This window comes from Pseudomonas mosselii (genome assembly GCF_005796105.1).
Classification (GTDB): Bacteria; Pseudomonadota; Gammaproteobacteria; order Pseudomonadales; family Pseudomonadaceae; genus Aquipseudomonas; species Aquipseudomonas mosselii_C.
In genome coordinates this window covers 109,534-133,381 of record NZ_VAUO01000006.1, presented here as the reverse complement: position 1 = coordinate 133,381, position 23,848 = coordinate 109,534, and the positions used below count along the sequence as shown (strand labels likewise).

Here is a 23,848-nt window from a genome sequence, read left to right as displayed (position 1 = left end):
GGGGCGTCGCTAGCGATTTATCGCGAGGGCGGGAGCATTTCTTTCATCGAGATGGTCGAGATTGCAATAGGTTCATTCAGGGAGAACGACGATGGCTGAACGCACTGCGCTGCTGATCCTGCATGGCAAGCAGGCCGCTAACGATGAGGTGCGCGCCGCCGTGGGCGAACTGCGCGAGCGTGGCTGGCAACTGGATGTGCGCGTGACCTGGGAGGGCGGTGACGCGAAACGGATGGTGGGCGAGGCGCTGGCAGCCGGTTATCGCCATATCGTGGCTGGGGGTGGGGATGGCACCTTGCGTGATGTGGCTGAGGCGATGGGGCTGGCACGTACCGACACCGGTCTGGCCTTGCTGCCGTTGGGTACTGCCAACGACTTCGCCCGTGCTGCCGGCGTACCACTGGAGCCCGCGGCGGCCCTGGCGCTGCTGGAACAGCCCGCGCGGCTGATCGACCTGGGGCGGGTGGGGGATCAGTTGTTCCTCAACATGGCCACGGGCGGCTTTGGCAGCCAAGTCACCGCCAATACCTCCGAAGACCTCAAGAAGGTCTTGGGCGCGGCGGCCTATCTGTTTACCGGGCTATCGCGCTTCAGCGAACTGCAAAGCGCTTCGGTGACGCTACAGGGGCCAGATTTTCACTGGCAGGGCGACTTGCTGGCACTGGGCATCGGCAATGGCCGGCAGGCCGGAGGGGGGCATGTCCTGTGTCCCGATGCCAAGGCGGACGACGGCCTGTTGGACATCGGCATCCTGCCCGCGCCGCAGGAGGTGGTGGGGGCGCTGCGCGACCTATTGGCCGGTGACGAGCTGTTCGTGCGGGCGCGTCTGCCGTGGGTGGAGATCAAGGGTTCGCAAGGGCTCGACATCAACCTCGATGGCGAGCCGCTGCGAGCCGAAAGCTTGCGCTTCGAGGCCGTGCCTCAGGCACTGCGTGTACATCTGCCTGTCGACTCGGCGTTGCTCAGTCGTCCAGACTGATGATTTTTTCGCGGACTGCGAACAGCACCAAGCCGGCCACATCGTAGATTTGCAGGCGTTTCATGATCTGCGAACGATGGGTTTCGATGGTCTTGACCGACAGGCCCAGCCCATTGGCGATTTCGCGGGTGGACTTGCCGCGTACGATCAAGCGCAAGATTTCCAGCTGGCGAGCGGTCAGGTTATGTCGTTCGTCGGGTTGCGCCTTGGTGCGCTGTGCGCGCTGCAAGGCCTGATTGATCACGGTATGGGCGATTGCCGGGCTCAGGTAGCGCTCGTCATTGCGCAGGGCGCTCAGGGCCTGTTCCAGCTCGGTGGCGGTGGTGTCCTTGAGCAGGTAACCATGAGCGCCGCCTTCCAGGGCGCGCATGATCAGCTCTGGGTCGGAGTGCATGGACAGCATCAGAACTTTGCAGGTAAAGCCGTTCGCCCGTAGTTGCGTCAGTGCGTCCAGGCCGCTGGTCGAGCGCATGGAGATATCCAGCAGGACAATGTCCGGGGCCAGGCGTGTGACCTGCTCAAGCAGTTGGGCGCCGTCTTCTGCTTCGCCAACCACGGTGTATCCGGGGATGTCCGATACCAATGCCTTGACGCCTGCGCGTATCAGGGAGTGGTCGTCAACCAGCAACAATCTACATGTCATAGGGTGAGAGGGTCCTGGCGCGTTCCTGGCTGCGAGGCGGCCATGGGAATAGGGCGTCGATCTGGGTGCCTTGCCCAGGCTGGCTGACCACGGTCAGCCAGCCTTGCAGTGCAGTGGCGCGTTCGTGCATGCCTGCCATGCCTCTCTGGCCGGCCTCGGCCGGGGAGTGGGCGGGGGTGAAGCCACGGCCGTCGTCGTGGATCGTCAGTGCAAGGCCAGCCGAGGTGCGTTGCAGGCGGACCAGTACGTTGCTGGCTTGAGCATGGCGCAGCACGTTGGTGACGGCTTCCTGAGTGATACGAAAGGCTGCCATGGCGACTTCTTCGCTGATGCCCCCCAGGCGTTGCTTGCATTCCAGGCTCCACAGAATATCGCTGTTCTCGAACGTGCGCAGCAGGTGCGCGCGCAAGCTCGCCTCGAGCCCCAAACTGGCCAGCTGTCGTGGGTTAAGCAGGGCCGACACGTCACGTACGCTGCCCAGCGTATGCTCCAAGGTACTGCGCAGGTTGCTGCACTGGGCCTGTAGCTCTGGGGGGACGCGGCGTTGCAGCCAGTCGAGTTGGAGTTTGGCGGCGGTCAAGAGCTGCCCGATGTCGTCGTGCAGCTCACGGCTCAGATGCTGGCGCTCGCTCTCTTGCACCTTGAGCATGCGATGGGCCAGTTCGGCTGGGTGCAGGTTGATCGAACGCGCCCGGTGGCGCAGGTGCCAGACCACGCAGAGCAGGGCTGCCAGTTGCAAGAGCAACAGGCTGGTCGACAGCGGCTGGGTGTTCAGGTAGAGCATCAGGTTGGCTGCCATTGAAGCCATGCTCAACAGCAAGGCTGCCCAACGGAGCAGCGCTGCTCTGGAGAGGCAACGCTGGAGAATCTTCAAGCGTGCGAGCATAGATAGTGGAGCCACTGAAGGGTTGCTATTGAAGGCAAGGCACACGATTAGAGGGGCCTTTTCGCGCCGTATGAACTCCAACGGACGGATAGCCAATCACCTGCATCATTTACGGTGCGTAAGTTCGAATGGGGCGCATCTTAACACTTCGCACTGGTTTGGTCGCGGCAGTATAACTGCTTGAAACATCGGATTTTCCTAGGTTTCGCGGAGCCAGCGGGTGACGGTGATAAATAGCACTGTGCCATTAGCTTGGGTGACTAATTTCAGGTCGTTGCAACTTGAGAAACAGGTATGTAAAAAGTTGTCCAACTTTACAAGTTCTAACAAGACTTAGTTTGAAGTAACCCAGCCTTGAGCGTTAGTTTCCGTTGCCGGGCGATGGTGCAGGCCTTTGCGCGTCGGCCCTTATCGCCTGATGGCCATCGGTGTCGAGTTGCACGCCTTGCGCACACGTTTGCGCACTCGGTTGATCCAACAGGCTGGCAAGCTCATCCAGTAACTGCTGTTGTTCGTCGGTGTCCATGCCCAGACGCCCGGTATATGGGTCGAGCAATTCCAGTTGCCAGGCCAGCAAGGTCAGGCAGGCCCCCAGTGCCGGCAGCGCGACGCCGTCCAGATGCTGGCGGTTGCACGCCGGTGCTAACAACTGCTGCAAGGTGCGGCTGAAGTGCGCAACCTCGTTCAGGCCAAGTGTGTTGGAACGCTGGGCCAGCGTGTCGAGGGTTTCGTCAAGGCACAGGTACGCATCGGGATCGTTACCGATCAGCTCCAAGTGCTGCAAGCATTCGTGGGCCCCGCTGAGCAGGACCTGTGCATCCAGCAGGAAATCCTGAAGGTGGCCGTTGGGCACGGGCGTGCTGTCCATCATGTCGCTCCAACGTGCAGAGCCGGAGCAGGGGTGCGGCGCACCGAGGCGATCACTGACAAAAGCCTGACTCCATTCATGCATTGAGAATGGCGTCACATTAATGGCTAATGGATATTGCGAACATCAGGTTGCGCCTGATTGCCTCTAGGGGTTTCCCTGATGGCATTCGGGGTCGCGTTGGTTCCTGGAGCAGGGCGAGCGGGGGATGTGGCAGCAGTAAAGCATGATGGTAAAGTGATATCAATCGCTGCGGAAAGCTTTTTCCATCAGGGGTCAAGCTGCACAAGTATCCGCCGATACAAGGGGGATGCAATCCATTTTCCGACTAAAGCCTGGGGGTTGACCTAATGGCCGGTATTCTCGATACGGTAGACCAACGCACGCAACTGGTGGGTGAGAACCGCCTGGAAATCCTCATGTTCCGCCTGGCAGGTCGACAGCTGTTCGCGATCAACGTGTTCAAGGTCCAAGAGGTGCTGCAACTGCCCAAGCTGACCTTGATGCCGCAGCGTCACTCCTACGTATGCGGTGTGGTCAACCTGCGCGGTCAGACCTTGCCCGTGATTGACCTGTCCCAGGCGATCGGCATGCGTGCGCTGCAACCGGGACCGGACAGCACGATCATCGTCACCGAGTACAACCGATCCGTGCAGGCCTTCCTGGTCGGCGGCGTGGACCGTATCGTCAACATGAATTGGGAAGCCATCATGCCGCCGCCGACCAGCGCGGGTCGCCAGCATTACCTCACGGCGATTACCAAGGTCGACGAGAAGTTGGTCGAGATCATCGACGTCGAGAAGGTGCTGGCCGAAATCGTGCCTTACAACGCCAAGGTTTCTCGCGACAAGCTCGAAGATCCGGTGCTGGCGCGCGCTCGCGGACGCGAGGTGCTGCTGGTGGACGACTCCACCGTGGCGCTGGCTCAGCTGCGTGACACCCTCTCGCAATTGGGCGTGAAGCTGCACGTGGCCAGCGATGGCCTCAAGGCGCTGCGCATGCTCAAGGGCTGGGCCGATGCCGGTGAAGATGTCTGCGAGAAGCTGTTGATGGTCTTCACTGACGCCGAAATGCCTGAGATGGACGGTTACCGGCTGACCACCGAGATTCGCAATGACCCGCGCCTGCGGGGGCTGTACGTGGTGTTGCACACATCGCTTTCGGGCAGTTTCAACGAATCGATGGTCAAGAAGGTCGGTTGCGACAACTTCCTCTCCAAGTTCCAGCCTGACCGGCTGGTGGATGTGGTGCGCCAGCGCCTGAGTCTTGATCTCGCGTCAGCCTGATTCCTGACAGCCTGATCCCGGTATAAGCTTGGGCTTTAACGGGGTAGGGTGACAGAGATGATCCTGAGTGCGTTGTATCGTTACCCGGTGAAGTCCGGCCAGGCGCAAAGCCTGGAGGCTTCGGCGGTAGGCAATCTTGGGTTGGCGGGTGATCGGCGCTGGATGGTGGTGGAGCAAGATACTGGCCGCTTTCTCACCCAGCGTGCCTGGCCCCAACTGGGGTTGATCCACGCGCACCACCAGCCGGATGGTTCGCTGATACTGGAAGCGGCCGGGTTCGAGGCTTTGCCAGTGGCTGTTCCAGGTGACGATGACGCCCTGCGTGGCGTGACGATCTGGCGTGACAGCTTGCGTGCACCCGATGCCGGCGAGCGCGCAGCCGACTGGCTCAGTGCGTTGCTGGGCAAGCCGGTGCGGCTGGTGTACTGCCCGGAACCCCGGGCGCGTTTTTTGCCCAGTGGCTATGGGCTCGCCAGCGACCGCGCAGCGTTCTCGGACGGTTTCCCGTTGCTGCTGATCGGACAGGCGTCGCTGGATGAGCTGAGCCGCCGCGTTGGGCGCTCGATGGAGATGTTGCGCTTTCGCCCCAACTTGGTGGTCGAAGGCGCCCCTGCGTTCGCCGAGGATAGCTGGAGACGTATCCGCATCGGCGATACCACGTTGCGTGTACTCAAACCTAGCGTGCGCTGCATTCTCACTACCTTGGATCCTGTCACGGGTGAGCGCAGCCTGGACCGTGAGCCGCTGACGACCCTCAAGACCTTCCGTGAGCGCGAGGGAGACGTGCTGTTCGGTCAGAACCTGGCGGTGGACGGTGAAGGGGAGTTGCGCGTGGGAATGGATGTACAAGTGCTTGAATGAAGCGCCAGCGCGGGGCGGGTTCAGTCCTCCTGGCCTGCCCCGTGCTGGTGTAGCTTACATGTCGTCGAAATAGCGTTCGTGCCAGTCCACCAGCGGCTGCGGCGCATTGAGTTTTTGCCCGTAGATCACCGAGTACGACAGCACGTTCTGCACATACTGGCGCGTTTCATCGAACGGGATCGACTCGACCCAGACATCGAAGCTCAGGTGCTTGGCGCCCTTGAGCCATTGGCGCACGCGGCCGGGGCCGGCGTTATACGCCGCTGAGGCCAGGACCCGGTTGCCGTTGAACTGACTGTGCACCTGGCTCAGGTAGGCGGCGCCGAGCTGGATGTTCTTGTCCGGGTTGAGCACCTGCGCGGGCGAGGCCAGTGGGATGCTGAACTTGCGCGCGGTCTCCTTGGCGGTGGCCGGCATCAGCTGCATCAGGCCGCTGGCACCGACGCTGGAGCGGGCGTCTTCCATGAAGGCGCTTTCCTGGCGGGTGATGGCGAACACCCAGCTTGAGTGCAGGCCGCGAACCTTGGCTTCGCGCACCAGGGTGTCGCGGTGGGCCATGGGGAAACGGATATCCAGATCGTCCCAGTACTGGGCCTGGCTGATGGTGCGGATGGCAGGGAAGTACCAGCGCATTTCGTAGGCCAGGCGTGCCTGGGCGACCATCTCGTCGCGGGTGAAATGGCGGCTGACGTGGTACCACTCGCGGCGGCCCTCGACGATCTGGCCGCGGGCATGGAATTCCAGGGCCCGGCGTACGCCTGGGGTGTTGCGCACCTTGTTGATCAGTGCCTGGCTCAACGGCAGCGGCTTGTTGTTGAGCTGGTAAGGCGTCTGCGCCCGGTCGGCGGCGAGGAAGCCATAGAAGTCGCGCTCGCGGGCGACATTCTTGTACAGCAGCGGAATTTGCGGGTTGCTCGGCTGGGCCAGCTCCAGGGAGCGGGCCTGCCAGTACTTCCAGCGGCTGCTACCGGCCAGGTCCTGAGGCAAGCGCTTGCTCAGGTCGTAGGCCTCTTGCCAGCGGCCCAGGCGCAGTAGCAGGCGCATGCGCCACTCGCTGACGGTGTTGTCGCGCAGCTCAGGGTCGTAGCGGGTCATCAGGTCGAGGGCGCGAGGATCGTAGCGGCGTGCCAGGGTCAGGCCAATTTCACGGGCGATGGCGACCTTCTCGTCCCGCGAGAAGTGCATGCGCTGGGCGTAGTCGTCGAGCAGCGCCATGGCTTGGTCCGGGTCCTGACGCGCCAGGCGGCGCAAGCCGAGGCTGACCACATCGGACATCGCCTCGCTGGCCGGGGTGAAGCGCGACGGCTGGTTGAGCAGTTCGGGCTTTTGCGCCACATCCAGCAGCAGCTTGCCCTGCGGGGCAAGCGTAGTGAGGGTGTTAACCAGATTGCCGGCCAGGCCGTAGTTGCGTGCCTGGGCCGCCAGCTTGGCACGCTCCCAGCGCTTGGCCTCGGTGAGCTGGCCTTCAGCGGCCCACAGGGCGAACAGCGTATCGCATGCCGTTGGTTGCGATTTACCGACATTCCACAGCTTCTGCGCGGTGGCGAAGCCTTCGGCGCGCAGGCCGTGGGTCAGTTGGTATTGACCGTTGAGGCAGTCCAGTTCGGTAAAGTTGAGCTTGGGGTCGTAGTACTTGACGAAGGTGTTCCATTCGCCGCGCTCGGCCAGCCAGCGCAGCCAGCGCAGTTTCATCCAGTTGGCCTGGGGCAGGTCGCCGTGGGCGGCGAGAAAACCTTCGATTTCTTCGTTGCTGGCGCTTTTCAGTCGCGCGGTCAGCTCGTCGTAGGTGAGGTAGGGCGTCAGCGGATAGTCGCGCAGCGCCTGGGCATAGCGCAGGTATGGGCCCTTGTCGCCCTTGGCCAGGGCGCGCTTGGCCTCATCGTAATATTGGCGTTGCTGGTTGATGTCGACGGCCTGTGCCGCACTCGCGGCAGTGGCGGTGAGTAGCAGGCAGGAAGCAAGTTGTAACAGGCGGCTGCGCATGATACGTCCGGGCAGTTGAACCATTGAGAGTGACGGCGAAGCCAGCACTGTTGGGTGTTACTGCCTAGCTTAGCCGTTTGCCGGGGACCGTTGAAAGCACTGTGCTTGTATCGAGGTGTGAGTCGTCGCCTGCGCCCGGGCGCTCTGCGGATGCCGTGGGCGTACAAGTCAGGTAGAATGCGCGCCCAGTTTTTGGAGACGATCATGACCCTGCTCAAATTCAGCGATGTGTCCCTCGCATTCGGCGCCATGCCGCTGCTGGACAAGGTTTCCTGGCAGATCGCCCGTGGCGAGCGGGTGTGCATCATCGGCCGCAATGGCACCGGTAAGTCGAGCATGCTACGTCTGGTCAAGGGCGAGCAAAAGGCCGACGACGGCGATATCTGGCGCGCCCCGGGCCTCAAGATCGGTGAACTGCCGCAGGAGTTGCCGGTCGCTGACGAGCGCAGCGTGTTCGACGTGGTGGCCGCTGGTCTGGATGGCGTCGGTGAACTGCTGGCGCAGTTCCACCATCTGAGCCAGAACATCCAGGGTGACGAAGACCTGGAAAAGCTCATGCACGTGCAGCACGAGCTGGAAGCCCGCGACGGCTGGCGCCTGCAGCAGGTGGTCGAGAGTACCCTGAGTCGCCTGCAACTGCCGGCCGACAAGACCCTGGCCGAGCTGTCCGGTGGCTGGCGCCGTCGCGTGCTGCTGGCCCAGGCATTGGTGTCCGAGCCTGATCTGCTGCTGCTGGATGAGCCGACCAACCACCTGGACATCGGTGCCATCGCCTGGCTGGAAGAGGCGCTCAAGGGCTTTGGTGGCGCAGTGCTGTTCATCACCCACGACCGCTCCTTCTTGCAGAACCTGGCGACCCGCATCCTTGAACTGGACCGCGGCGGGCTGATCGACTGGAACGGCGACTACGCCAGTTTCCTGGTGCACAAGGAAGCCGAACTGGCTGCCGAGGCCACCGCCAACGCGCTGTTCGACAAACGTCTGGCGCAAGAGGAGGTATGGATTCGTCAGGGCATCAAGGCCCGGCGTACCCGCAACGAAGGGCGCGTGCGTGCACTCAAGGCGCTGCGGGTTGAGCGCGGTGAGCGTCGCGAGCGCCAAGGCAAGGCCAACATCCAGATCGAAGTGGCTGACAAGTCCGGCAAGCAAGTGATGGTGCTCGAAGACGTAAGCTTTGCGCATGCCGGTGGCCCCAAGCTGGTCAAGGACTTCTCGATGGTGCTGCAGCGTCAGGATCGCATTGGCCTGCTGGGGGCCAACGGCACCGGCAAGACCACGCTGCTCAAGCTGATGCTCGGCGACCTGGAGCCAACCAGTGGCAAGGTCGAGCGCGGCACCAAGCTGGAAGTCGCATACTTCGACCAGATGCGCCACCAGCTCGACCTCGAAAAAACGGTGATCGATAACCTCGCCGAAGGCCGCGACTTCATCGAGATCGACGGGCAGAACCGACACGTACTCAGCTACCTGGGTGATTTCCTGTTCAGCCCGCAGCGTGCGCGTACGCCGGTCAAGGCGTTGTCCGGGGGCGAGCGTGCGCGCCTGCTGCTGGCCAAGCTGTTCAGCAAGCCGGCCAACCTGCTGGTGCTGGACGAACCGACCAACGACCTAGACGTCGAAACCCTCGAACTGCTCGAAGAAGTGCTGTCGAACTACAAGGGCACGGTGCTAATGGTCAGCCACGACCGGGCCTTCCTCGACAACGTGGTGACCAGCACCCTGGTGTTCGAGGGCGAGGGGCGCGTGCGCGAGTACGTCGGTGGCTATGAGGACTGGATTCGCCAGGGCGGCTCGCCGAAGCTGCTCGGCGTGACCGAGAGCAAGGGGGGCAAGTCCGAGCTCAACAGCGCCGTGGTAGAAAAAGTGGTCGAAGAGGCCGCACCGGTTGCCGCTGCTGCACCGCAGGCTGACGCGAGCAAGAAGAAACTCAGCTACAAGCTACAACGCGAGCTGGAGATGCTTCCTGGGCAGATCGACGCGCTGGAGCAGCGTATGGCCGAGGCGCAGGAAGAAGTCAATGCTGCGGGCTTCTACCAGCGGCCGATTGCCGAGACCTCGGCCGTCTTGGCCAAGATCGAGAAGCTGCAAGGCGAGCTGGATGCGCTGGTGGAGCGCTGGGCTGAGCTCGAAGGCTGATAAGGTCTCGCCGGCCTCTTCGCGGGCAAGCCCGCTCCCACAGGTAACTCACTGGTCTCAAGAACGGTGGGAGTCCTGTGGGAGTGGGCTTGCCCGCGAACCGGGCCTGGCAGGTTAAATCATTCTTTCTTTTGCAGTCGCACTGCCAGTACATCGCACGGTGCGCCGTGCAGCACGTCATTGGCAGTGGAACCCAGCAGCAGTGCAAGGCCGTGACGACCGTGGCTGCCGACCACGATCAGGTCGCACTGCTGATCCTTGGCCAGTTGGTGGATTTCCTGGCGCGGCTGGCCGTAGACCAGGTGTGAGTCGCCTTTGTTGATGTCCGGGTATTTGTCGAACAACCGCTGCATGCGTTCTCTGGCTTGGTCGAACTGTTGCTGTTGCAGTTGCGACAGGTCCATCGGCACGTCGCCGCCAAAGGCCATGGCCATGGGCTCGACGATATGCACCAGGGAGACTTTGGCGCCGGTGCCCAAGGCGATTGCCTTGGCCCGCTTGATCACCGGGTCGCATTCTTCGGTCAGGTCGACGGCGACCAGAAGATGTTCATAAGACATGTGCAGTACTCCTGACAATCGCGATGGTAGCAGTATGGTCGCTTTCGCTCGGGCTTGGCGTGAAACCGAGTAACCCGCTCATGTGCAACGCTTTATAAGGTCTACAGATATGACGGTATGGCTGGTGGTGTCAATCCTTGCGCTGATTCTCAGCCCGTTGGCCTGGTTGCGCCCCTCGCGCAAGCAGAGCCAGCAGATGAACCTACGCCTGGAAGGGCGGCGCAGGGGCCTGGCCATGCAGCTGGCGCCACAGCAGTGGCCGCACTGGCTGGAAAAAGAGCCGCCCAGCCCTTGCCCGCAGTACCATCGCGCCCGCCGCAAGGGGCATGAGGATAGCTGGTGCTATTGGCAGGTAAGTCCGGGTGTGTGGTGCAACCAATGGCGTGAGCCGTGCACCGAGCAACGCTTGAGCGAGGTATTCGCGCGCCTGCCCGAGAGTGTCCACAAGGTCGAGGCCGACACCCGTATGATCGCCCTGTACTGGAGCGAACGGGGTGAAGTGGCCGTGTTGCAGGATATTGCCTACGCCTTGGAGGCCCTTGCCTGAGTGTTGAGTCCGGCGTCGTCCTTCGCGGGTAACTCCCCGCGGGTGCGGCGCTCACGCCGAGCCTTGCGCAACTGAAGCGCAATACCAACCCCACAACGACACAGCGGCGCGCAAGAGCCCTAAAGCTCCTGCGCGCCGCTGTGTCGTTCTGCGGCGCAGAAAAGGCCAGGCAGGCCGGAAATCGCATTCAATGAATGTCAGTGTAGTCGGTGCTGGCGATCGTGTTTGAAAACATGCAGCGCCCTGTGCAAAGGGCGTGGCCAATCGCTCACATGAATGATCGGCAATCACTGTCATCGGTTTTCATACTCAAGGCGTACAACATGACTGGAAAGTCGCGTTTTCAGGGTATTCGCGAGCATTTGACAACGCCGTTCTTTTCGGAGAATGTGTGCACACCCAAATCAAACGGGCGTATGAATTGAGCGTTTGTATGTCAGACCGCTCTTACAGAATCCCGACTAGCCCGCCGACGGGTGTGCCTGCGGCAAGCGACCGGCAGTCCGGTGCTTGCGCCAGCGATCGGCGTGTACAGTTCAGCTTCCATATCGTGGAGATCAGTTGATGATTTACGAAGGTAAAGCCATCACGGTTAAGGCTCTTGAAAGCGGCATCGTCGAACTGAAGTTCGACCTCAAGGGTGAGTCCGTCAACAAGTTCAACCGCCTCACGCTCAACGAACTGCGTGAAGCCGTCGCTGCCATCCAGGCCGACGCTTCGGTCAAGGGCGTGATCGTCAGCAGCGGCAAGGACGTGTTCATCGTCGGCGCCGACATCACCGAGTTCGTCGACAACTTCAAGCTGCCCGAAGCCGAACTGGTTGCCGGCAACCTGGAAGCCAACCGTATCTTCAGCGCCTTCGAAGACCTTGAAGTGCCGACTGTCGCGGCCATCAACGGAATTGCCCTGGGCGGTGGCCTGGAGATGTGCCTGGCCGCTGACTACCGCATCATGTCCAGCAATGCCAAGATTGGCCTGCCTGAGGTCAAGCTGGGTATCTACCCAGGTTTCGGCGGGACCGTGCGCCTGCCACGCCTGATCGGCTCGGACAACGCCATCGAGTGGATTGCCTCGGGCAAGGAAAACCGTGCCGAAGACGCGCTGAAAGTCGGCGCTGTCGATGCCGTGGTGGCCCCTGAGTTGCTCCAGGCCGGTGCCCTGGACCTGATCAAGCGCGCCATCAGCGGCGAGCTGGACTTCAAGGCCAAGCGCCAGCCCAAGCTTGAAAAACTCAAGCTCAACGCCATCGAGCAGATGATGGCCTTCGAGACTGCCAAGGGCTTCGTCGCAGGCCAGGCCGGGCCGAACTACCCAGCGCCGGTCGAAGCCATCAAGACCATCCAGAAAGCGGCCAACTTCGGTCGCGACAAAGCCCTGGAAGTCGAGGCCGCAGGCTTCGCCAAGCTTGCACGTACCTCTGTGGCCGAAAGCCTGGTGGGGCTGTTCCTGAACGATCAGGAGCTCAAGCGCAAAGCCAAGGCCCACGACGAGATCGCCCACGACGTCAAGCAGGCAGCCGTGCTCGGCGCCGGCATCATGGGCGGTGGCATCGCCTACCAGTCGGCCGTCAAGGGCACTCCGATCCTGATGAAGGACATCCGCGAGGAAGCCATCCAGCTGGGCCTGAACGAGGCCTCCAAGCTGCTGGGCAATCGTGTCGAGAAAGGCCGCCTGACCCCGGCGAAAATGGCCGAGGCGCTCAACGCGATTCGCCCGACCCTGTCCTATGGCGATTTCGCCAACGTCGACATCGTCGTCGAGGCCGTGGTCGAAAACCCGAAGGTCAAGCAAGCGGTGCTGGCGGAGGTGGAAGGCCAGGTCAAGGAAGATGCGATCCTCGCTTCCAACACTTCGACCATCTCCATCAACCTGTTGGCCAAGGCCCTAAAGCGCCCCGAGAACTTCGTCGGCATGCACTTCTTCAACCCCGTGCACATGATGCCGCTGGTGGAAGTGATCCGTGGCGAGAAGTCCAGCGATGTGGCCGTCGCCACCACCGTGGCCTACGCCAAGAAGATGGGCAAGAACCCGATCGTGGTCAACGACTGCCCGGGCTTCCTGGTCAACCGCGTGCTGTTCCCGTACTTCGGCGGCTTCGCCAAGCTGGTTAGCGCCGGTGTGGACTTCGTGCGTATCGACAAGGTCATGGAGAAATTCGGCTGGCCGATGGGCCCGGCGTACCTGATGGACGTGGTCGGCATCGACACCGGTCACCATGGGCGCGACGTCATGGCCGAGGGCTTCCCGGACCGTATGAAAGACGAACGCCGCTCCGCCGTCGACGCCCTCTACGAGGCCAACCGCCTGGGCCAGAAGAACGGCAAGGGCTTCTACGCCTATGAAACCGACAAGCGCGGCAAGCCGAAGAAAGTCGCCGACGCCAGCGTGCTCGACGTGCTCAAGCCGATTGTGTTCGAGCAGCGTGAAGTGAGCGATGAAGACATCATCAACTGGATGATGGTCCCACTGTGCCTGGAGACCGTGCGCTGCCTGGAGGACGGCATCGTCGAAACCGCCGCCGAAGCGGACATGGGCCTGGTCTATGGCATTGGTTTCCCTCCCTTCCGCGGTGGCGCGCTGCGCTACATCGATTCGATCGGGGTCGCTGAATTCGTCGCACTGGCCGACCAGTACGCCGACCTGGGGCCGCTGTACCACCCCACTGCGAAGCTGCGCGAGATGGCCAAGAACGGCCAGCGCTTCTTCAACTGAGCGCCCAACGAGCTAGAGCGAGAATATTGATATGAGCCTGAATCCAAGAGACGTGGTGATTGTCGACTTCGGTCGCACGCCGATGGGCCGCTCCAAGGGTGGCATGCACCGCAACACCCGCGCTGAAGACATGTCGGCGCACCTGATCAGCAAACTGCTGGAGCGCAACGACAAGGTCGACCCGAAAGAAGTCGAAGACGTGATCTGGGGCTGCGTCAACCAGACCCTGGAGCAGGGCTGGAACATCGCCCGTATGGCGTCGCTGATGACCCAGATCCCGCACACTTCGGCCGCCCAGACCGTCAGCCGCCTGTGCGGTTCGTCGATGAGCGCGCTGCACACTGCTGCCCAGGCGATCATGACTGGTAATGGTGACGTGTTCGTGGTCGGTGGTGTCGAGCACATGGGGCACGTCAGCATGATGCACGGCGTCGACCCCAACCCACACCTGTCGCTGCATGCGGCCAAGGCCTCGGGCATGATGGGCCTGACTGCCGAAATGCTTGGCAAGATGCACGGCATCACCCGTGAGCAGCAGGATCTGTTCGGCCTGCGTTCGCACCAGCTCGCCCACAAGGCGACGGTCGAAGGCAAGTTCAAGGACGAGATCATCCCGATGCAGGGTTATGACGAGAACGGCTTCCTCAAGGTCTTCGACTACGACGAAACCATTCGCCCGGAAACCACCCTGGAAGGCCTGGCCTCGCTCAAGCCTGCGTTCAACCCCAAAGGTGGCACCGTGACTGCCGGTACTTCGTCGCAGATCACCGACGGCGCCTCGTGCATGATTGTCATGTCCGGCCAGCGCGCCATGGACCTGGGCATCCAGCCCTTGGCGGTGATCCGTTCCATGGCCGTGGCGGGGGTGGATCCGGCGATCATGGGCTACGGCCCGGTGCCATCGACCCAGAAAGCCCTCAAGCGCGCGGGTCTGAGCATTGCCGATATCGACTTCTTCGAGCTTAACGAAGCCTTCGCTGCGCAGGCCCTGCCGGTGCTCAAAGATCTGAAAGTGCTCGACAAGATGGATGAGAAGGTTAACCTGCACGGCGGTGCTATCGCTTTGGGCCACCCGTTCGGTTGCTCCGGTGCACGGATTTCCGGCACTCTGCTCAACGTCATGAAGCAAAATGGCGGCACGCTGGGCGTGGCGACCATGTGCGTCGGCCTGGGCCAAGGCATCACCACGGTCTTCGAACGCGTCTGATCGCGTTGCTAGGCAGTAGCCGGGGCCCAGTGCCCCGGTTTTTGTTTTTTACAGGTTTTGTTTCAAGAGGGTCAGCGACATGCAGATACAGCCAGGCGTATACCGGCACTACAAAGGGCCTGAGTACCGTGTCTTCAGTGCCGCGCGGCATTCCGAGAGCGAAGAGTGGATGGTCTTCTACCAATGCCTGTATGGTGATTACAGCTTTTGGGTGAGGCCGTTGTCGATGTTCCAGGAGTCTGTCGAGGTTGACGGCGAGCAGGTGCCACGCTTTGCTTTGGTCAAGGCCGAGGAAGGCTTGTCTGAGCGGCATGACAAGGCGCACGACTGAGCGACCGCGCTTGACCTCACCCTGTTGCCACTATATATAGCGGTGCCGCGTCCGGCACCTGACGCGTTTTTCATCTTCAGATTCAGGAATACTCCGATCCATGGGCAAATCGCTGGTCATTGTGGAATCCCCGGCCAAGGCCAAGACCATCAACAAGTACTTGGGCAGCCAGTACGTGGTGAAGTCGAGTATCGGCCATATCCGAGACCTTCCCACCAGCGGTTCGGCCAGCGCGGGCAAGGAACCGGCGGCCAAGCGCGGCAAGACCGCGGCCGAGGCTCCGGCCCTGACGCCCAAGGAAAAGGCCCGTCGCACCCTGGTGGCGCGTATGGGTGTCGACCCTGAGGCAGGCTGGAAAGCCAAGTACGAGATCCTTCCCGGCAAGGAGAAGGTGATCGACGAGCTGCGCCGCCTGGCCAAGGATGCCGACACCATCTATCTCGCAACCGACTTGGACCGCGAAGGGGAAGCCATTGCCTGGCACCTGCGCGAAGCCATCGGCGGTGACGACAGCCGCTACAAACGCGTTGTGTTCAACGAAATCACCAAAAAAGCCATCCAGGAAGCGTTTTCCCAGCCTGGTGAGCTGGATATCGACCGAGTCAACGCCCAGCAGGCGCGTCGCTTCCTCGACCGGGTGGTTGGCTACATGGTTTCGCCGCTGCTGTGGGCCAAGATCGCCCGTGGCCTGTCGGCGGGCCGTGTGCAATCGGTGGCGGTGAAGCTGGTGGTCGAGCGTGAGCGCGAGATCCGTGCGTTCAACCCCGAAGAATACTGGGAAGTCCACGCCGATCTGGGCACCGCCAAGAACGCCAAGGTGCGTTTCGAAGTGGCGCGCGAGAATGGCGAGGCATTCAAGCCGCTCAATCAGGCCCAGGCCATGGCGGCCCTGGAGCAGCTCAAGTCGTCCAGCTACAGCGTGAGCAAGCGTGAGGACCGGCCGACCAGCAGCAAGCCGTCGGCGCCGTTCATCACCTCGACGCTGCAGCAGGCTGCGAGCAACCGCCTGGGCTTCGGTGTGAAGAAGACCATGATGATGGCCCAGCGCTTGTACGAAGCGGGCTACATCACCTACATGCGTACCGACTCGACCAACCTGTCGCAAGATGCCGTGGAAATGGCGCGCAGCTACATCGAGAAGGAGTTCGGCAAGCAGTACTTGCCTGCGGCGCCCATCGTGTACGGCAGCAAAGAGGGGGCCCAGGAGGCGCACGAGGCGATTCGTCCCTCCGACGTCAACACGCACCCGACCAAGCTCAGCGGCATGGAACGTGATGCCGAGCGCCTGTACGAGCTGATCTGGCGCCAGTTCCTGGCCTGCCAGATGCCGCCAGCACAGTACCTGTCCACCAGCGTTACCGTGGTGGCCGGTAACTACGAGCTGCGCGCCAAGGGCCGCATCCTCAAGTTCGACGGTTACACCCGCGTCCTGGCGCAGCAGAGCAAGCCGGGCGAGGACGACGTGCTCCCGGACATGGCCCAGGGCGAGGTGCTCAAGCTGATCCAGCTCGATCCGAGCCAGCACTTCACCAAGCCGCCGGCACGTTTCACCGAGGCGAGCCTGGTCAAGGAGATGGAAAAGCGTGGCATTGGCCGTCCGTCCACCTATGCGGCGATTATTTCCACTATCCAGGATCGCGGCTACGTCACCCTGCACAACCGCAGATTCTACTCCGAGAAAATGGGCGACATCGTCACCGAGCGCCTGTCGGAGAGCTTCGCCAACCTCATGGACTATGGCTTCACCGCCGGCATGGAGGAGAACCTCGACGACGTTGCCCAGGGCGAGCGTGACTGGAAGAACGTGCTCGACGAGTTCTACGGCGACTTCAGCAAAAAACTGCTGACGGCCGAATCCGCCGAAAACGGCATGCGCGCCAACCAGCCGACCCTGACCAACATCGCGTGCAAGGAGTGTGGTCGTCCGATGATGATACGCACCGCCTCCACCGGTGTGTTCCTGGGTTGCTCGGGCTACAGCCTGCCACCGAAAGAGCGCTGCAAAGCGACCGTGAACCTGGTGCCGGGCGATGAGATCGCTGCGGACGACGAGGGCGAATCCGAGTCGCTGGTGCTGCGCGGCAAACACCGTTGCCCGATCTGCGCAACTGCGATGGACGCTTACCTGCTGGACGAGAAGCACAAGCTGCACATCTGTGGTAACAACCCAGATTGCGCCGGCTACGAGATCGAAGAGGGCAGCTACCGCATCAAAGGCTACGAAGGGCCGAGCCTTGAGTGCGACAAGTGCGGTAGCGAGATGCAGCTCAAGACAGGGCGTTTCGGTAAGTTCTTCGGGTGCACCAACCCTGCGTGCAAGAACACCCGCAAGCTGCTCAAGAGTGGTGAAGCTGCTCCTCCGAAAATGGACAAGGTGGACATGCCCGAGCTTAAGTGCGAAAAGGTCGATGACACCTACGTGCTGCGTGACGGTGCCTCGGGGCTGTTCCTGGCTGCCAGCCAGTTCCCGAAAAACCGTGAGACCCGTGCACCGCTGGTGCTGGAAATTCTGCCGCACAAGCACGAGATCGATCCGAAGTACCACTTCCTGTGCGATGCGCCGCCGAAGGACCCGGAGGGCCGTCCAGCGGTGATCCGCTATAGCCGCAAAACCAAGGAGCAGTACGTGCAGTCTGAGGTCGATGGTAAGCCGACGGGCTGGAAGGCGTTCTACGACGGTGGTAAGTGGAAGGTTGAAGACAAGCGCTGATTGATTGGCGCTATCGTGCGGGGCCGCTGCGCGCCCGTTCGCTGACGTGTTCGCGAACGGGTGCAAAGCGGCCCCAATCATTTATGATGCAGCCATCCGCTTCGTAGCCTAATGGAGGGCATTCGACATGGCCCAGGAACTGTATACCCGCACCAACCAGAAACTGTTCTTCGCAGGCCTTGCGTTGGAGTCCATGGCCAAGGCAGGCACCAGTGGCGCCATGAATGCACAGGGCCTGATCCAGGCTGAGCGCGAGTCGGCGTTGTTCCACTTGTACGGTGCACTGCTGGGGCTGTGCCACGAGATCGGGGGCTTCTATCGCCTGCCGCAAGCCTCGGCGCCACGCGCGGAACTGCTGCTCAACGATGAGGTGCTCAAAAGCGTTGCCATCCCGGAAATGGCCGAGATGCTCGAGCTTGCGCGTCAGCCGGAAACCTGGCTTGCGCAGTTGCTCAAGGCTTATAACGATTTATTCCTGCCACCGGTCGCCCGCAAAGTGGCCAAGACCGATGTCACCCAGCCACTGATTCAGGCGGTCAATCTTGATGAAGTCGAGCCGCTAGAGCTGTCACGCGAATCGCTCGAGCAATGGCGGAACAATCTGAAAGGTTTGGTGAGACGATTCCGTGACGCGTTGAGTGAGTGCTGACAGCATTCATGGCTGGTACACTAGTGGCCTTTCGTGAAAAGCAGGCCCTATATGTCAACGTCCTTTCTAGAAATTGTCGAGTTGCCGGATGGCCGAATAGAGCTGCGCCGTGCCGAGGATGAAGGGTCACTGGTGACCCTGGATTTCTCCGAGGACGCCAAGGCGTTCCTGCAAGGGCAGCACGTTGAAGTGGCCAAGGCAATGCTCAGCGTGGGCGTGCAGATGGCAGGTAAGCTGGTCGAGGGTGATTTCGAGCGTGAAGAAGGGCCGCGAGTCCTTCACTAAGCGCCGGCCCAGGGGCATCAGGCGGTTTGACAGGCAAAGCCTGAACATCAGCCGAGGCGGATGTTCAGGCTTTGTGCGTTTCCGGTGGCAGCCGCACGTTGTAGTTGCTGGCGTGTACTTTGATTGACGCTGCCCAGCCAACTGACCACGGTATGGCTGCGGCCCAGGCGAAGTGCCTCACAGGCCAGTTGCAGTGCACTCTGGTTGACTCCAGGGTGCAGCAGCAGGATACGCTCACGGTTCAGGCCGGCCTCACGCAGCCAGGCTTGCGTAAGGCTGCCCGGTGGGGCAATGAGCGTCAGCCAACGGTTGTCGTCTTCCTCGCTCAGTTCGCGCAGAATCGGCGCCAGCAAGCTCTGGCAATGCCCTGGGGCACCCCGTAGGGAAAGCTCGCTGAACAGTTCGGGCTGGGTGTTCTTGCGGGTAGCTTCCTTGGCCTTGAGGCCAGGCAGCACCGGCTGGGCGAGGAAGGCCTCGAACAGCGGAAGCTGGGTTTGCTGGGGAGCATGGATGAACGGCTGCATGGCGCCTCCTGATTCAGCGGCGAAGAACGCCGACGCTCAAGCCCTCGATCACCAGTTCCTGTTCCTTCAGGTCGACTTCGATGGGGGCGAATTCTGGGTTTTCGGCGATCAGCCAGACCTTGTTGCCTTCGCGCTTGAAGCGCTTGACGGTCACTTCATCGCCGATGCGGGCAACCACCACTTGGCCATTGCGGGCTTCGCGGGTGGTGTGCACGGCGAGCAGGTCGCCGTCGAAGATGCCGATGTCCTTCATGCTCATGCCGTGCACGCGCAGCAAGTAGTCGGCGCGCGGATGGAAGAAGGCGGGGTTGATGTTGCAGGATTCCTCAATGTGCTGTTCGGCGAGGATTGGTGCACCGGCTGCGACCCGGCCGATGATCGGCAGGCCGCTGTCGTCGGCCTTGGCTTCAAGGCCCGGGATACGGATGCCGCGCGAGGCGCCGGGGGTCATCTCGATAGCGCCCTTGCGAGCCAGGGCCTTGAGATGTTCTTCAGCTGCGTTGGGCGACTTGAAGCCCAGTTCCTGTGCGATTTCGGCGCGGGTCGGCGGGAAACCGTTCTCTTCGAGGCAGCGTTTGATGAAAGCCAGAATCTCGGCTTGGCGTGGCGTCAGTTTCAGCATGGGCGAGGGCTCTGTCTTTTTATACAGTGACTGGGATTATATACAGTGGCTGACAAGCTGCAAGCGACATGCGTCAAGAAAAGCGTCCGGCCCCCCGAAATCGGGAGGGCAAACGCAGCGCGGTGGAGGTTCGCAGTGACGCACATCTTGCCGCTTGCAGCTTGTCGCGTGCGGCTTTTAAATGTCGACCGCCCGGTCATGGAGCCTTGACAGACGCAGGGCTGAAACGTATGTTTCAAACAACTGTTTGTCAGGCGGAGTAGTCATGGCCCAATCGGAAACCGTTGAACGCATCCTCGATGCGGCGGAGCAGCTGTTCGCGGAACGCGGATTCGCGGAAACCTCGTTGCGGCTGATCACCAGCAAGGCCGGGGTCAACCTGGCGGCGGTGAACTATCACTTCGGTTCGAAAAAGGCCCTGATCCAGGCGGTGTTCTCACGCTTCCTGGGCCCATTCTGCGCCAGCCTCGAACGCGAGTTGGAGCGCCGCCAGGGGCGCCCCGAGCAGAAAGCTTCACTTGAAGAACTGCTGGAAATGCTGGTCGAACAGGCGCTGGCGGTGCAGCCGCGCAGCAACAACGACCTGTCGATCTTCATGCGCCTGTTGGGCCTGGCCTTCAGCCAGAGCCAAGGCCACCTGCGCCGCTACCTCGAAGATATGTACGGCAAGGTGTTCCGCCGCTACATGATGCTGGTCAACGAGGCCGCTCCACGCATTCCGCCGCTGGAGCTGTTCTGGCGCGTGCACTTCATGCTGGGTGCCGCCGCCTTTAGCATGTCGGGCATCAAGGCCCTGCGCGCCATCGCTGAAACCGACTTTGGCATCAACACGTCCATCGAGCAGGTGATGCGTCTTATGGTGCCGTTCCTGGCCGCTGGCATGCGCGCCGACAGTGGCGTCACCGACGTCGCCATGGCTGCCGCGCAGTTGCGTCCGCGCAGCAAGAGCAGCGCGACCGCCAAGGCCTGAGCACTGTCCGGGGTGGGGCGCATCCGCTAAAGTAGCGCTCATGCCCGACCTCGATTGCCTGCACGCCCCCTTCGTCGCTCAATGCCTCTCTGGGCTTAACCCAGGGATGAGGTGCGTGCCGGCGTCCGCCGTACGCAACGACGACCTGCGGTGGCTGCTTGGTCGCGTACCTGCGCATTGCCCGGTACGGGGTGACTACGCTGCCTGCCCGCGCTGGGCTTTCTCGCACATTCAATGAAGGATTCACTATGACCGCCAGCCTGCAAGGCTCCCTGATGGTGGATATCGCCGGCCAATGGCTGACTGCCGAGGACCGCCATCTGCTGCGCCAGCCCGAAGTGGCTGGCCTGATCATCTTCGCCCGTAACATCGACAGCCCGCGCCAGGTACGCGAGCTGTGCACCGCGATCCGTGCCATTCGCCCGGACCTGATCCTGGCCGTGGACCAGGAAGGGGGGCGCGTCCAGCGCTTGCGCCAGGGTTTTGTGCGCCTGCCGGCCATGCGCGCGATTGCCGACAATCCGAATGCCGAATACCTGGCCGAGCAGTGCGGTTGGCTGATGGCTACCGAAGTGCTCGCGGTTGGCCTGGACTTGAGTTTCGCGCCCGTACTCGACCTGGATCATCAGCGCAGTGCCGTGGTCGGCAGCCGCGCCTTCGAAGGCCATCCTGAGCGCGCCACGCAACTGGCCGGTGCGTTCATCTGCGGCATGAATGCGGCCGGCATGGCGGCTTGCGGCAAGCACTTCCCAGGGCACGGCTGGGCCGAAGCCGACTCGCATGTCGCCATACCGGTGGACGAGCGCAGCCTGGAGCAACTGCGCGCGGCGGACCTTGTGCCGTTCACCCGCTTGAGCGGTCAACTGGCGGCAGTAATGCCGGCGCATGTCATCTATCCGCAGATCGACAACCAGCCTGCCGGCTTCTCGCGTCGCTGGTTGCAGGAGATCCTGCGTGGCGAGCTGGGCTTTGATGGCGTGATCTTCAGTGACGACCTGTCGATGGCCGGGGCGCACGTGGTCGGCGATGCCGCCAGCCGCATCGAAGCGGCGCTTAGCGCCGGTTGTGACATGGGCCTGGTGTGCAACGACCGGGCTGCGGCGGAACTGGCCCTGAGCGCAGCGCAGCGCATGCGGGTCAAGCCTTCGCCGCGCATCGCACGGATGCGCGGGCAAGGCTTCGCGCGCACAGACTACCGCCAGCAGCCGCGTTGGCTGGCCGCGCTGGGTGCGCTAAAGGACGCGCAGTTGGTCGATTGAGGGCTTGCGGCAATTTGAGGCGGCCAGCCGGTCGCGCAGTTGCCGGCGTGTGAGCAGTGGGGTAATCGCAGTTGCTACTAAAAGGCCATTAACGTTTTTGCTGACGCGTTCGATAACTTAGGAACCCCTCAGCTTGGACCGCCAGGCACTAATGGACTGCTGCCCCATGTTCTTCTCCAGTTTTCGTTTGCAAAGCAAGTTGCTGCTCGCCCTGACCGTGGTCAACCTGATCAGCATCGGGTCGTTCATCGCGTACGCTCAGTACGCCAAGGCACAGGATATCCGCCAGCAGATCGACAATCGCCTGAGCACTGCCGCTTATGCGATACCGCGTTTGCTCGGGGAGGATTACCTGGCGCGCGCGCCCCGCGCCGACGGCCTGAAGGACGGCGAGTACCAGGCGCAGTTGCGTAACTTGGGCGAATACGCGCGGGACGTTCAGCTCAAGTACGCGTATGTCATGCAGGTCGATGGTAATGGGCAGGTCAGCTACCTGGCTGATGGTGCCAGTGCCCAGGACATCGCCTCAGGCAACTACTCCAAGCACCTGGAGCATTATGCCGACGCAAGCCCTGCCGTGCTCGAAGCCGCCCGCAGCGCGCAGGTGCAGTTCGACGAATACACCGACAGTTATGGCACCTTTCGCTCGATCTTCGTGCCGCTGCGCGGTGCCGATGGTCAGCGTTACGTCGTGGGTGTGGATGTCACCCTCGAATCACTGGAGCAGGCCATCAGCGCCAGCCTGAAAAGCTTGCTGCTGATCGGGGCGGCTACATTCGCCGTGGGCTTGCTGTTGTCGTGGCTGGCTGCCCGCATGTTGGTGTTCGGCATTCATCACCTCACCGGGCAGCTGAGCCGTATTTCCGAGCAGCGCGACCTGTCCACCACCGTGACTGTGGTCACCGAGGATGAGATGGGGCAAATGGGGCGACACCTTGCCAGCCTGCTTCAGGACCTGCGCCAGACCCTTGGCAACGCCTCCGGCATGGCCGACAGCAACCAGCAGTTGGCCGACACGTTCCTGCAACTGGCCGACGACACTACCCAGCGCATTGAGCGGGCAGGCGGGCAGTTGGCGGATATCAATCAACATGGCCAGACCATCCGCTTGTCTGCGGAACAAGCCTCCGGGTTGGCGGGCGAGGTACGTGGTGACTTGCAGTGCGCCGTTGGCGCGCTCAGCCGGACCCACGATCAGTTGCGCAGCCTGATCAGCGATGTGCATGCCAGCACTTCGGTGAGTATCGAGCTGGCACGTGATCTGGGGCGATTGAGTGGCGAGGCAGAGCAGATTGGCCAGGTCATGAAGATGGTCGCGGGGATTTCCGACCAGACCAACCTGCTGGCACTCAACGCGGCCATCGAGGCGGCGCGCGCCGGTGAGGCAGGGCGCGGCTTTGCGGTCGTGGCTGATGAAGTGCGCCAGTTGGCGGCGCAGACCCAGGGGGTGTTGGCCGAGGCCAATCAGGTGCTGCATGGCGTGACCGAAGGCATCGGTCAGATTGCCCAGCGCATGGGGGGCAGCGCTGAGCAGTCACGCAAGCTTGCGCAAGACTCCGATGGTACCTTGGGCGTGATCAATACCTTGGTCGTGCAGATGGGGCAGCTCAGCGCGACCATGGACCGTGCGTTGGCCAGCAGTGAAGAGATCCAGCATGCGGTGACGGATATTTCCGGACGCCTTGGGGGTATGCACGAAACCTTCGAGCACACCCACCAAGGCATTGCGCAGATCCACACCTCGGCCACGGCACTGGGGACCACGGCCCGCGCGTTGAAAGGCAGGCTGAGCGTGTTCCGTACCTGAAGTCGGCATGGCGCGCTTGGGCG

Annotated in this window: 21 protein-coding genes; 14 read left to right on the top strand and 7 right to left on the bottom strand. The window is 62.0% G+C overall.

Translation table 11 applies throughout. The annotated features are described in order from the left end of the window. Nucleotides 1-91 precede the first annotated feature (91 nt). On the top strand, nucleotides 92-979 hold the full coding sequence (gene yegS / locus FEM01_RS14405; RefSeq protein WP_138220162.1) for a lipid kinase YegS: 888 nt from the start codon (nucleotides 92-94) through the stop codon (nucleotides 977-979). Here yegS and FEM01_RS14400 read toward each other — a convergent pair. From FEM01_RS14400 to FEM01_RS14390, 3 genes are all read right to left on the bottom strand, one after another. Continuing rightward, the gene (locus tag FEM01_RS14400; protein WP_138220161.1) at nucleotides 963-1,622 is read right to left on the bottom strand and encodes a response regulator; all 660 of its coding nucleotides are present in this window, start codon (nucleotides 1,620-1,622) and stop codon (nucleotides 963-965) included. The genes yegS and FEM01_RS14400 overlap by 17 nt on opposite strands. Further along, a complete protein-coding gene (locus FEM01_RS14395; protein ID WP_138220160.1) occupies nucleotides 1,612-2,508 on the bottom strand; it encodes a sensor histidine kinase in 897 nt (298 codons plus the stop codon). The genes FEM01_RS14400 and FEM01_RS14395 overlap by 11 nt, the downstream gene beginning before the upstream one ends. Before the next feature lie 361 nt (nucleotides 2,509-2,869). Then, nucleotides 2,870-3,376 carry a histidine kinase gene (locus tag FEM01_RS14390; protein WP_205884551.1) on the bottom strand — a complete coding sequence of 169 codons (507 nt, stop codon included), beginning with the start codon at nucleotides 3,374-3,376 and terminating at the stop codon, nucleotides 2,870-2,872. A 350-nt stretch (nucleotides 3,377-3,726) separates the two neighbouring features. Between FEM01_RS14390 and FEM01_RS14385 the strand changes: the two genes are divergently transcribed. Both FEM01_RS14385 and FEM01_RS14380 read left to right on the top strand, forming a co-directional pair. Beyond that, nucleotides 3,727-4,662 (top strand): chemotaxis protein CheV, encoded by a 936-nt coding sequence (locus FEM01_RS14385; RefSeq protein WP_138220159.1) that lies wholly within the window; start codon nucleotides 3,727-3,729, stop codon nucleotides 4,660-4,662. A gap of 57 nt (nucleotides 4,663-4,719) precedes the next feature. Further along, on the top strand, nucleotides 4,720-5,523 hold the full coding sequence (locus FEM01_RS14380) for an MOSC domain-containing protein (RefSeq protein WP_138220158.1): 804 nt from the start codon (nucleotides 4,720-4,722) through the stop codon (nucleotides 5,521-5,523). Between the two features lie 54 nt (nucleotides 5,524-5,577). Here the strand turns inward: FEM01_RS14380 and FEM01_RS14375 are convergent, their stop codons facing one another. After that, nucleotides 5,578-7,506: a transglycosylase SLT domain-containing protein gene (locus FEM01_RS14375; RefSeq protein WP_138220157.1), complete on the bottom strand. Its 1,929-nt coding sequence runs from the start codon at nucleotides 7,504-7,506 to the stop codon at nucleotides 5,578-5,580. Between the two features lie 204 nt (nucleotides 7,507-7,710). On the opposite strand from FEM01_RS14375, the gene FEM01_RS14370 reads away from it, so the two are divergent. Next, nucleotides 7,711-9,642, top strand: a complete 1,932-nt coding sequence (locus tag FEM01_RS14370) for an ATP-binding cassette domain-containing protein (RefSeq protein WP_138220156.1) — start codon at nucleotides 7,711-7,713, stop codon at nucleotides 9,640-9,642. Between the two features lie 119 nt (nucleotides 9,643-9,761). On the opposite strand, the gene FEM01_RS14365 is transcribed toward FEM01_RS14370, so the two are convergent. After that, nucleotides 9,762-10,202 carry a universal stress protein gene (locus FEM01_RS14365; protein WP_138220155.1) on the bottom strand — a complete coding sequence of 147 codons (441 nt, stop codon included), beginning with the start codon at nucleotides 10,200-10,202 and terminating at the stop codon, nucleotides 9,762-9,764. 109 nt (nucleotides 10,203-10,311) lie between these two features. On the opposite strand from FEM01_RS14365, the gene FEM01_RS14360 reads away from it, so the two are divergent. The 7 genes from FEM01_RS14360 (at nucleotide 10,312) to FEM01_RS14330 (ending at nucleotide 18,643) form a co-directional block, all read left to right on the top strand. Next, on the top strand, nucleotides 10,312-10,749 hold the full coding sequence (locus tag FEM01_RS14360; protein ID WP_138220154.1) for a hypothetical protein: 438 nt from the start codon (nucleotides 10,312-10,314) through the stop codon (nucleotides 10,747-10,749). A gap of 564 nt (nucleotides 10,750-11,313) precedes the next feature. Then, complete coding sequence (fadB, locus tag FEM01_RS14355; RefSeq protein WP_138220153.1) at nucleotides 11,314-13,461, top strand: fatty acid oxidation complex subunit alpha FadB; 2,148 nt, start codon at nucleotides 11,314-11,316, stop codon at nucleotides 13,459-13,461. Between the two features lie 31 nt (nucleotides 13,462-13,492). Further along, on the top strand, nucleotides 13,493-14,668 hold the full coding sequence (gene fadA, locus FEM01_RS14350; protein ID WP_138220152.1) for an acetyl-CoA C-acyltransferase FadA: 1,176 nt from the start codon (nucleotides 13,493-13,495) through the stop codon (nucleotides 14,666-14,668). 79 nt (nucleotides 14,669-14,747) lie between these two features. Further along, nucleotides 14,748-14,999, top strand: a complete 252-nt coding sequence (locus FEM01_RS14345) for a DUF1653 domain-containing protein (protein ID WP_138220151.1) — start codon at nucleotides 14,748-14,750, stop codon at nucleotides 14,997-14,999. A 100-nt stretch (nucleotides 15,000-15,099) separates the two neighbouring features. Continuing rightward, on the top strand, nucleotides 15,100-17,709 hold the full coding sequence (gene topA, locus FEM01_RS14340; protein ID WP_138220150.1) for a type I DNA topoisomerase: 2,610 nt from the start codon (nucleotides 15,100-15,102) through the stop codon (nucleotides 17,707-17,709). Nucleotides 17,710-17,836: 127 nt separating this feature from the next. Beyond that, nucleotides 17,837-18,358, top strand: a complete 522-nt coding sequence (locus FEM01_RS14335) for a DUF6586 family protein (protein WP_138220149.1) — start codon at nucleotides 17,837-17,839, stop codon at nucleotides 18,356-18,358. A 51-nt stretch (nucleotides 18,359-18,409) separates the two neighbouring features. Continuing rightward, on the top strand, nucleotides 18,410-18,643 hold the full coding sequence (locus tag FEM01_RS14330; protein WP_138220148.1) for a hypothetical protein: 234 nt from the start codon (nucleotides 18,410-18,412) through the stop codon (nucleotides 18,641-18,643). A 47-nt stretch (nucleotides 18,644-18,690) separates the two neighbouring features. Here FEM01_RS14330 and sulA read toward each other — a convergent pair whose 3' ends face one another. Further along, the gene (gene sulA / locus FEM01_RS14325) at nucleotides 18,691-19,167 is read right to left on the bottom strand and encodes an SOS-induced cell division inhibitor SulA (protein ID WP_138220147.1); all 477 of its coding nucleotides are present in this window, start codon (nucleotides 19,165-19,167) and stop codon (nucleotides 18,691-18,693) included. A gap of 13 nt (nucleotides 19,168-19,180) precedes the next feature. Next, nucleotides 19,181-19,789 carry a transcriptional repressor LexA gene (gene lexA / locus FEM01_RS14320; RefSeq protein ID WP_138220146.1) on the bottom strand — a complete coding sequence of 203 codons (609 nt, stop codon included), beginning with the start codon at nucleotides 19,787-19,789 and terminating at the stop codon, nucleotides 19,181-19,183. A 265-nt stretch (nucleotides 19,790-20,054) separates the two neighbouring features. Here lexA and FEM01_RS14315 point away from each other — a divergent pair, with 265 nt between their 5' ends. The 3 genes from FEM01_RS14315 to FEM01_RS14305 all read left to right on the top strand — a co-directional run bounded on the left by FEM01_RS14315 (nucleotide 20,055) and on the right by FEM01_RS14305 (nucleotide 23,825). Next, a complete protein-coding gene (locus FEM01_RS14315) occupies nucleotides 20,055-20,759 on the top strand; it encodes a TetR/AcrR family transcriptional regulator (RefSeq protein ID WP_138220145.1) in 705 nt (234 codons plus the stop codon). A 260-nt stretch (nucleotides 20,760-21,019) separates the two neighbouring features. After that, nucleotides 21,020-22,018 carry a beta-N-acetylhexosaminidase gene (nagZ, locus tag FEM01_RS14310; protein WP_171030968.1) on the top strand — a complete coding sequence of 333 codons (999 nt, stop codon included), beginning with the start codon at nucleotides 21,020-21,022 and terminating at the stop codon, nucleotides 22,016-22,018. 166 nt (nucleotides 22,019-22,184) lie between these two features. Beyond that, a complete protein-coding gene (locus FEM01_RS14305; protein WP_138220143.1) occupies nucleotides 22,185-23,825 on the top strand; it encodes a methyl-accepting chemotaxis protein in 1,641 nt (546 codons plus the stop codon). The last annotated feature ends 23 nt before the right edge of the window (nucleotides 23,826-23,848 follow it).

Bases quoted from the DNA above. Each gene is read 5' to 3' on its own strand.
- FEM01_RS14335 (WP_138220149.1), top strand. From the start codon at position 17,837: ATGGCCCAGGAACTGTATACCCGCACCAACCAGAAACTGTTCTTCGCA.
- FEM01_RS14390 (WP_205884551.1), bottom strand. From the start codon at position 3,376: ATGGACAGCACGCCCGTGCCCAACGGCCACCTTCAGGATTTCCTGCTG.
- topA (WP_138220150.1), top strand. From the start codon at position 15,100: ATGGGCAAATCGCTGGTCATTGTGGAATCCCCGGCCAAGGCCAAGACC.
- fadA (WP_138220152.1), top strand. From the start codon at position 13,493: ATGAGCCTGAATCCAAGAGACGTGGTGATTGTCGACTTCGGTCGCACG.
- FEM01_RS14345 (WP_138220151.1), top strand. From the start codon at position 14,748: ATGCAGATACAGCCAGGCGTATACCGGCACTACAAAGGGCCTGAGTAC.
- FEM01_RS14385 (WP_138220159.1), top strand. From the start codon at position 3,727: ATGGCCGGTATTCTCGATACGGTAGACCAACGCACGCAACTGGTGGGT.
- FEM01_RS14365 (WP_138220155.1), bottom strand. From the start codon at position 10,202: ATGTCTTATGAACATCTTCTGGTCGCCGTCGACCTGACCGAAGAATGC.
- sulA (WP_138220147.1), bottom strand. From the start codon at position 19,167: ATGCAGCCGTTCATCCATGCTCCCCAGCAAACCCAGCTTCCGCTGTTC.
- FEM01_RS14375 (WP_138220157.1), bottom strand. From the start codon at position 7,506: ATGCGCAGCCGCCTGTTACAACTTGCTTCCTGCCTGCTACTCACCGCC.
- yegS (WP_138220162.1), top strand. From the start codon at position 92: ATGGCTGAACGCACTGCGCTGCTGATCCTGCATGGCAAGCAGGCCGCT.
- FEM01_RS14400 (WP_138220161.1), bottom strand. From the start codon at position 1,622: ATGACATGTAGATTGTTGCTGGTTGACGACCACTCCCTGATACGCGCA.
- FEM01_RS14360 (WP_138220154.1), top strand. From the start codon at position 10,312: ATGACGGTATGGCTGGTGGTGTCAATCCTTGCGCTGATTCTCAGCCCG.
- FEM01_RS14380 (WP_138220158.1), top strand. From the start codon at position 4,720: ATGATCCTGAGTGCGTTGTATCGTTACCCGGTGAAGTCCGGCCAGGCG.
- FEM01_RS14305 (WP_138220143.1), top strand. From the start codon at position 22,185: ATGTTCTTCTCCAGTTTTCGTTTGCAAAGCAAGTTGCTGCTCGCCCTG.
- lexA (WP_138220146.1), bottom strand. From the start codon at position 19,789: ATGCTGAAACTGACGCCACGCCAAGCCGAGATTCTGGCTTTCATCAAA.
- fadB (WP_138220153.1), top strand. From the start codon at position 11,314: ATGATTTACGAAGGTAAAGCCATCACGGTTAAGGCTCTTGAAAGCGGC.
- FEM01_RS14370 (WP_138220156.1), top strand. From the start codon at position 7,711: ATGACCCTGCTCAAATTCAGCGATGTGTCCCTCGCATTCGGCGCCATG.
- FEM01_RS14315 (WP_138220145.1), top strand. From the start codon at position 20,055: ATGGCCCAATCGGAAACCGTTGAACGCATCCTCGATGCGGCGGAGCAG.
- FEM01_RS14330 (WP_138220148.1), top strand. From the start codon at position 18,410: ATGTCAACGTCCTTTCTAGAAATTGTCGAGTTGCCGGATGGCCGAATA.
- FEM01_RS14395 (WP_138220160.1), bottom strand. From the start codon at position 2,508: ATGCTCGCACGCTTGAAGATTCTCCAGCGTTGCCTCTCCAGAGCAGCG.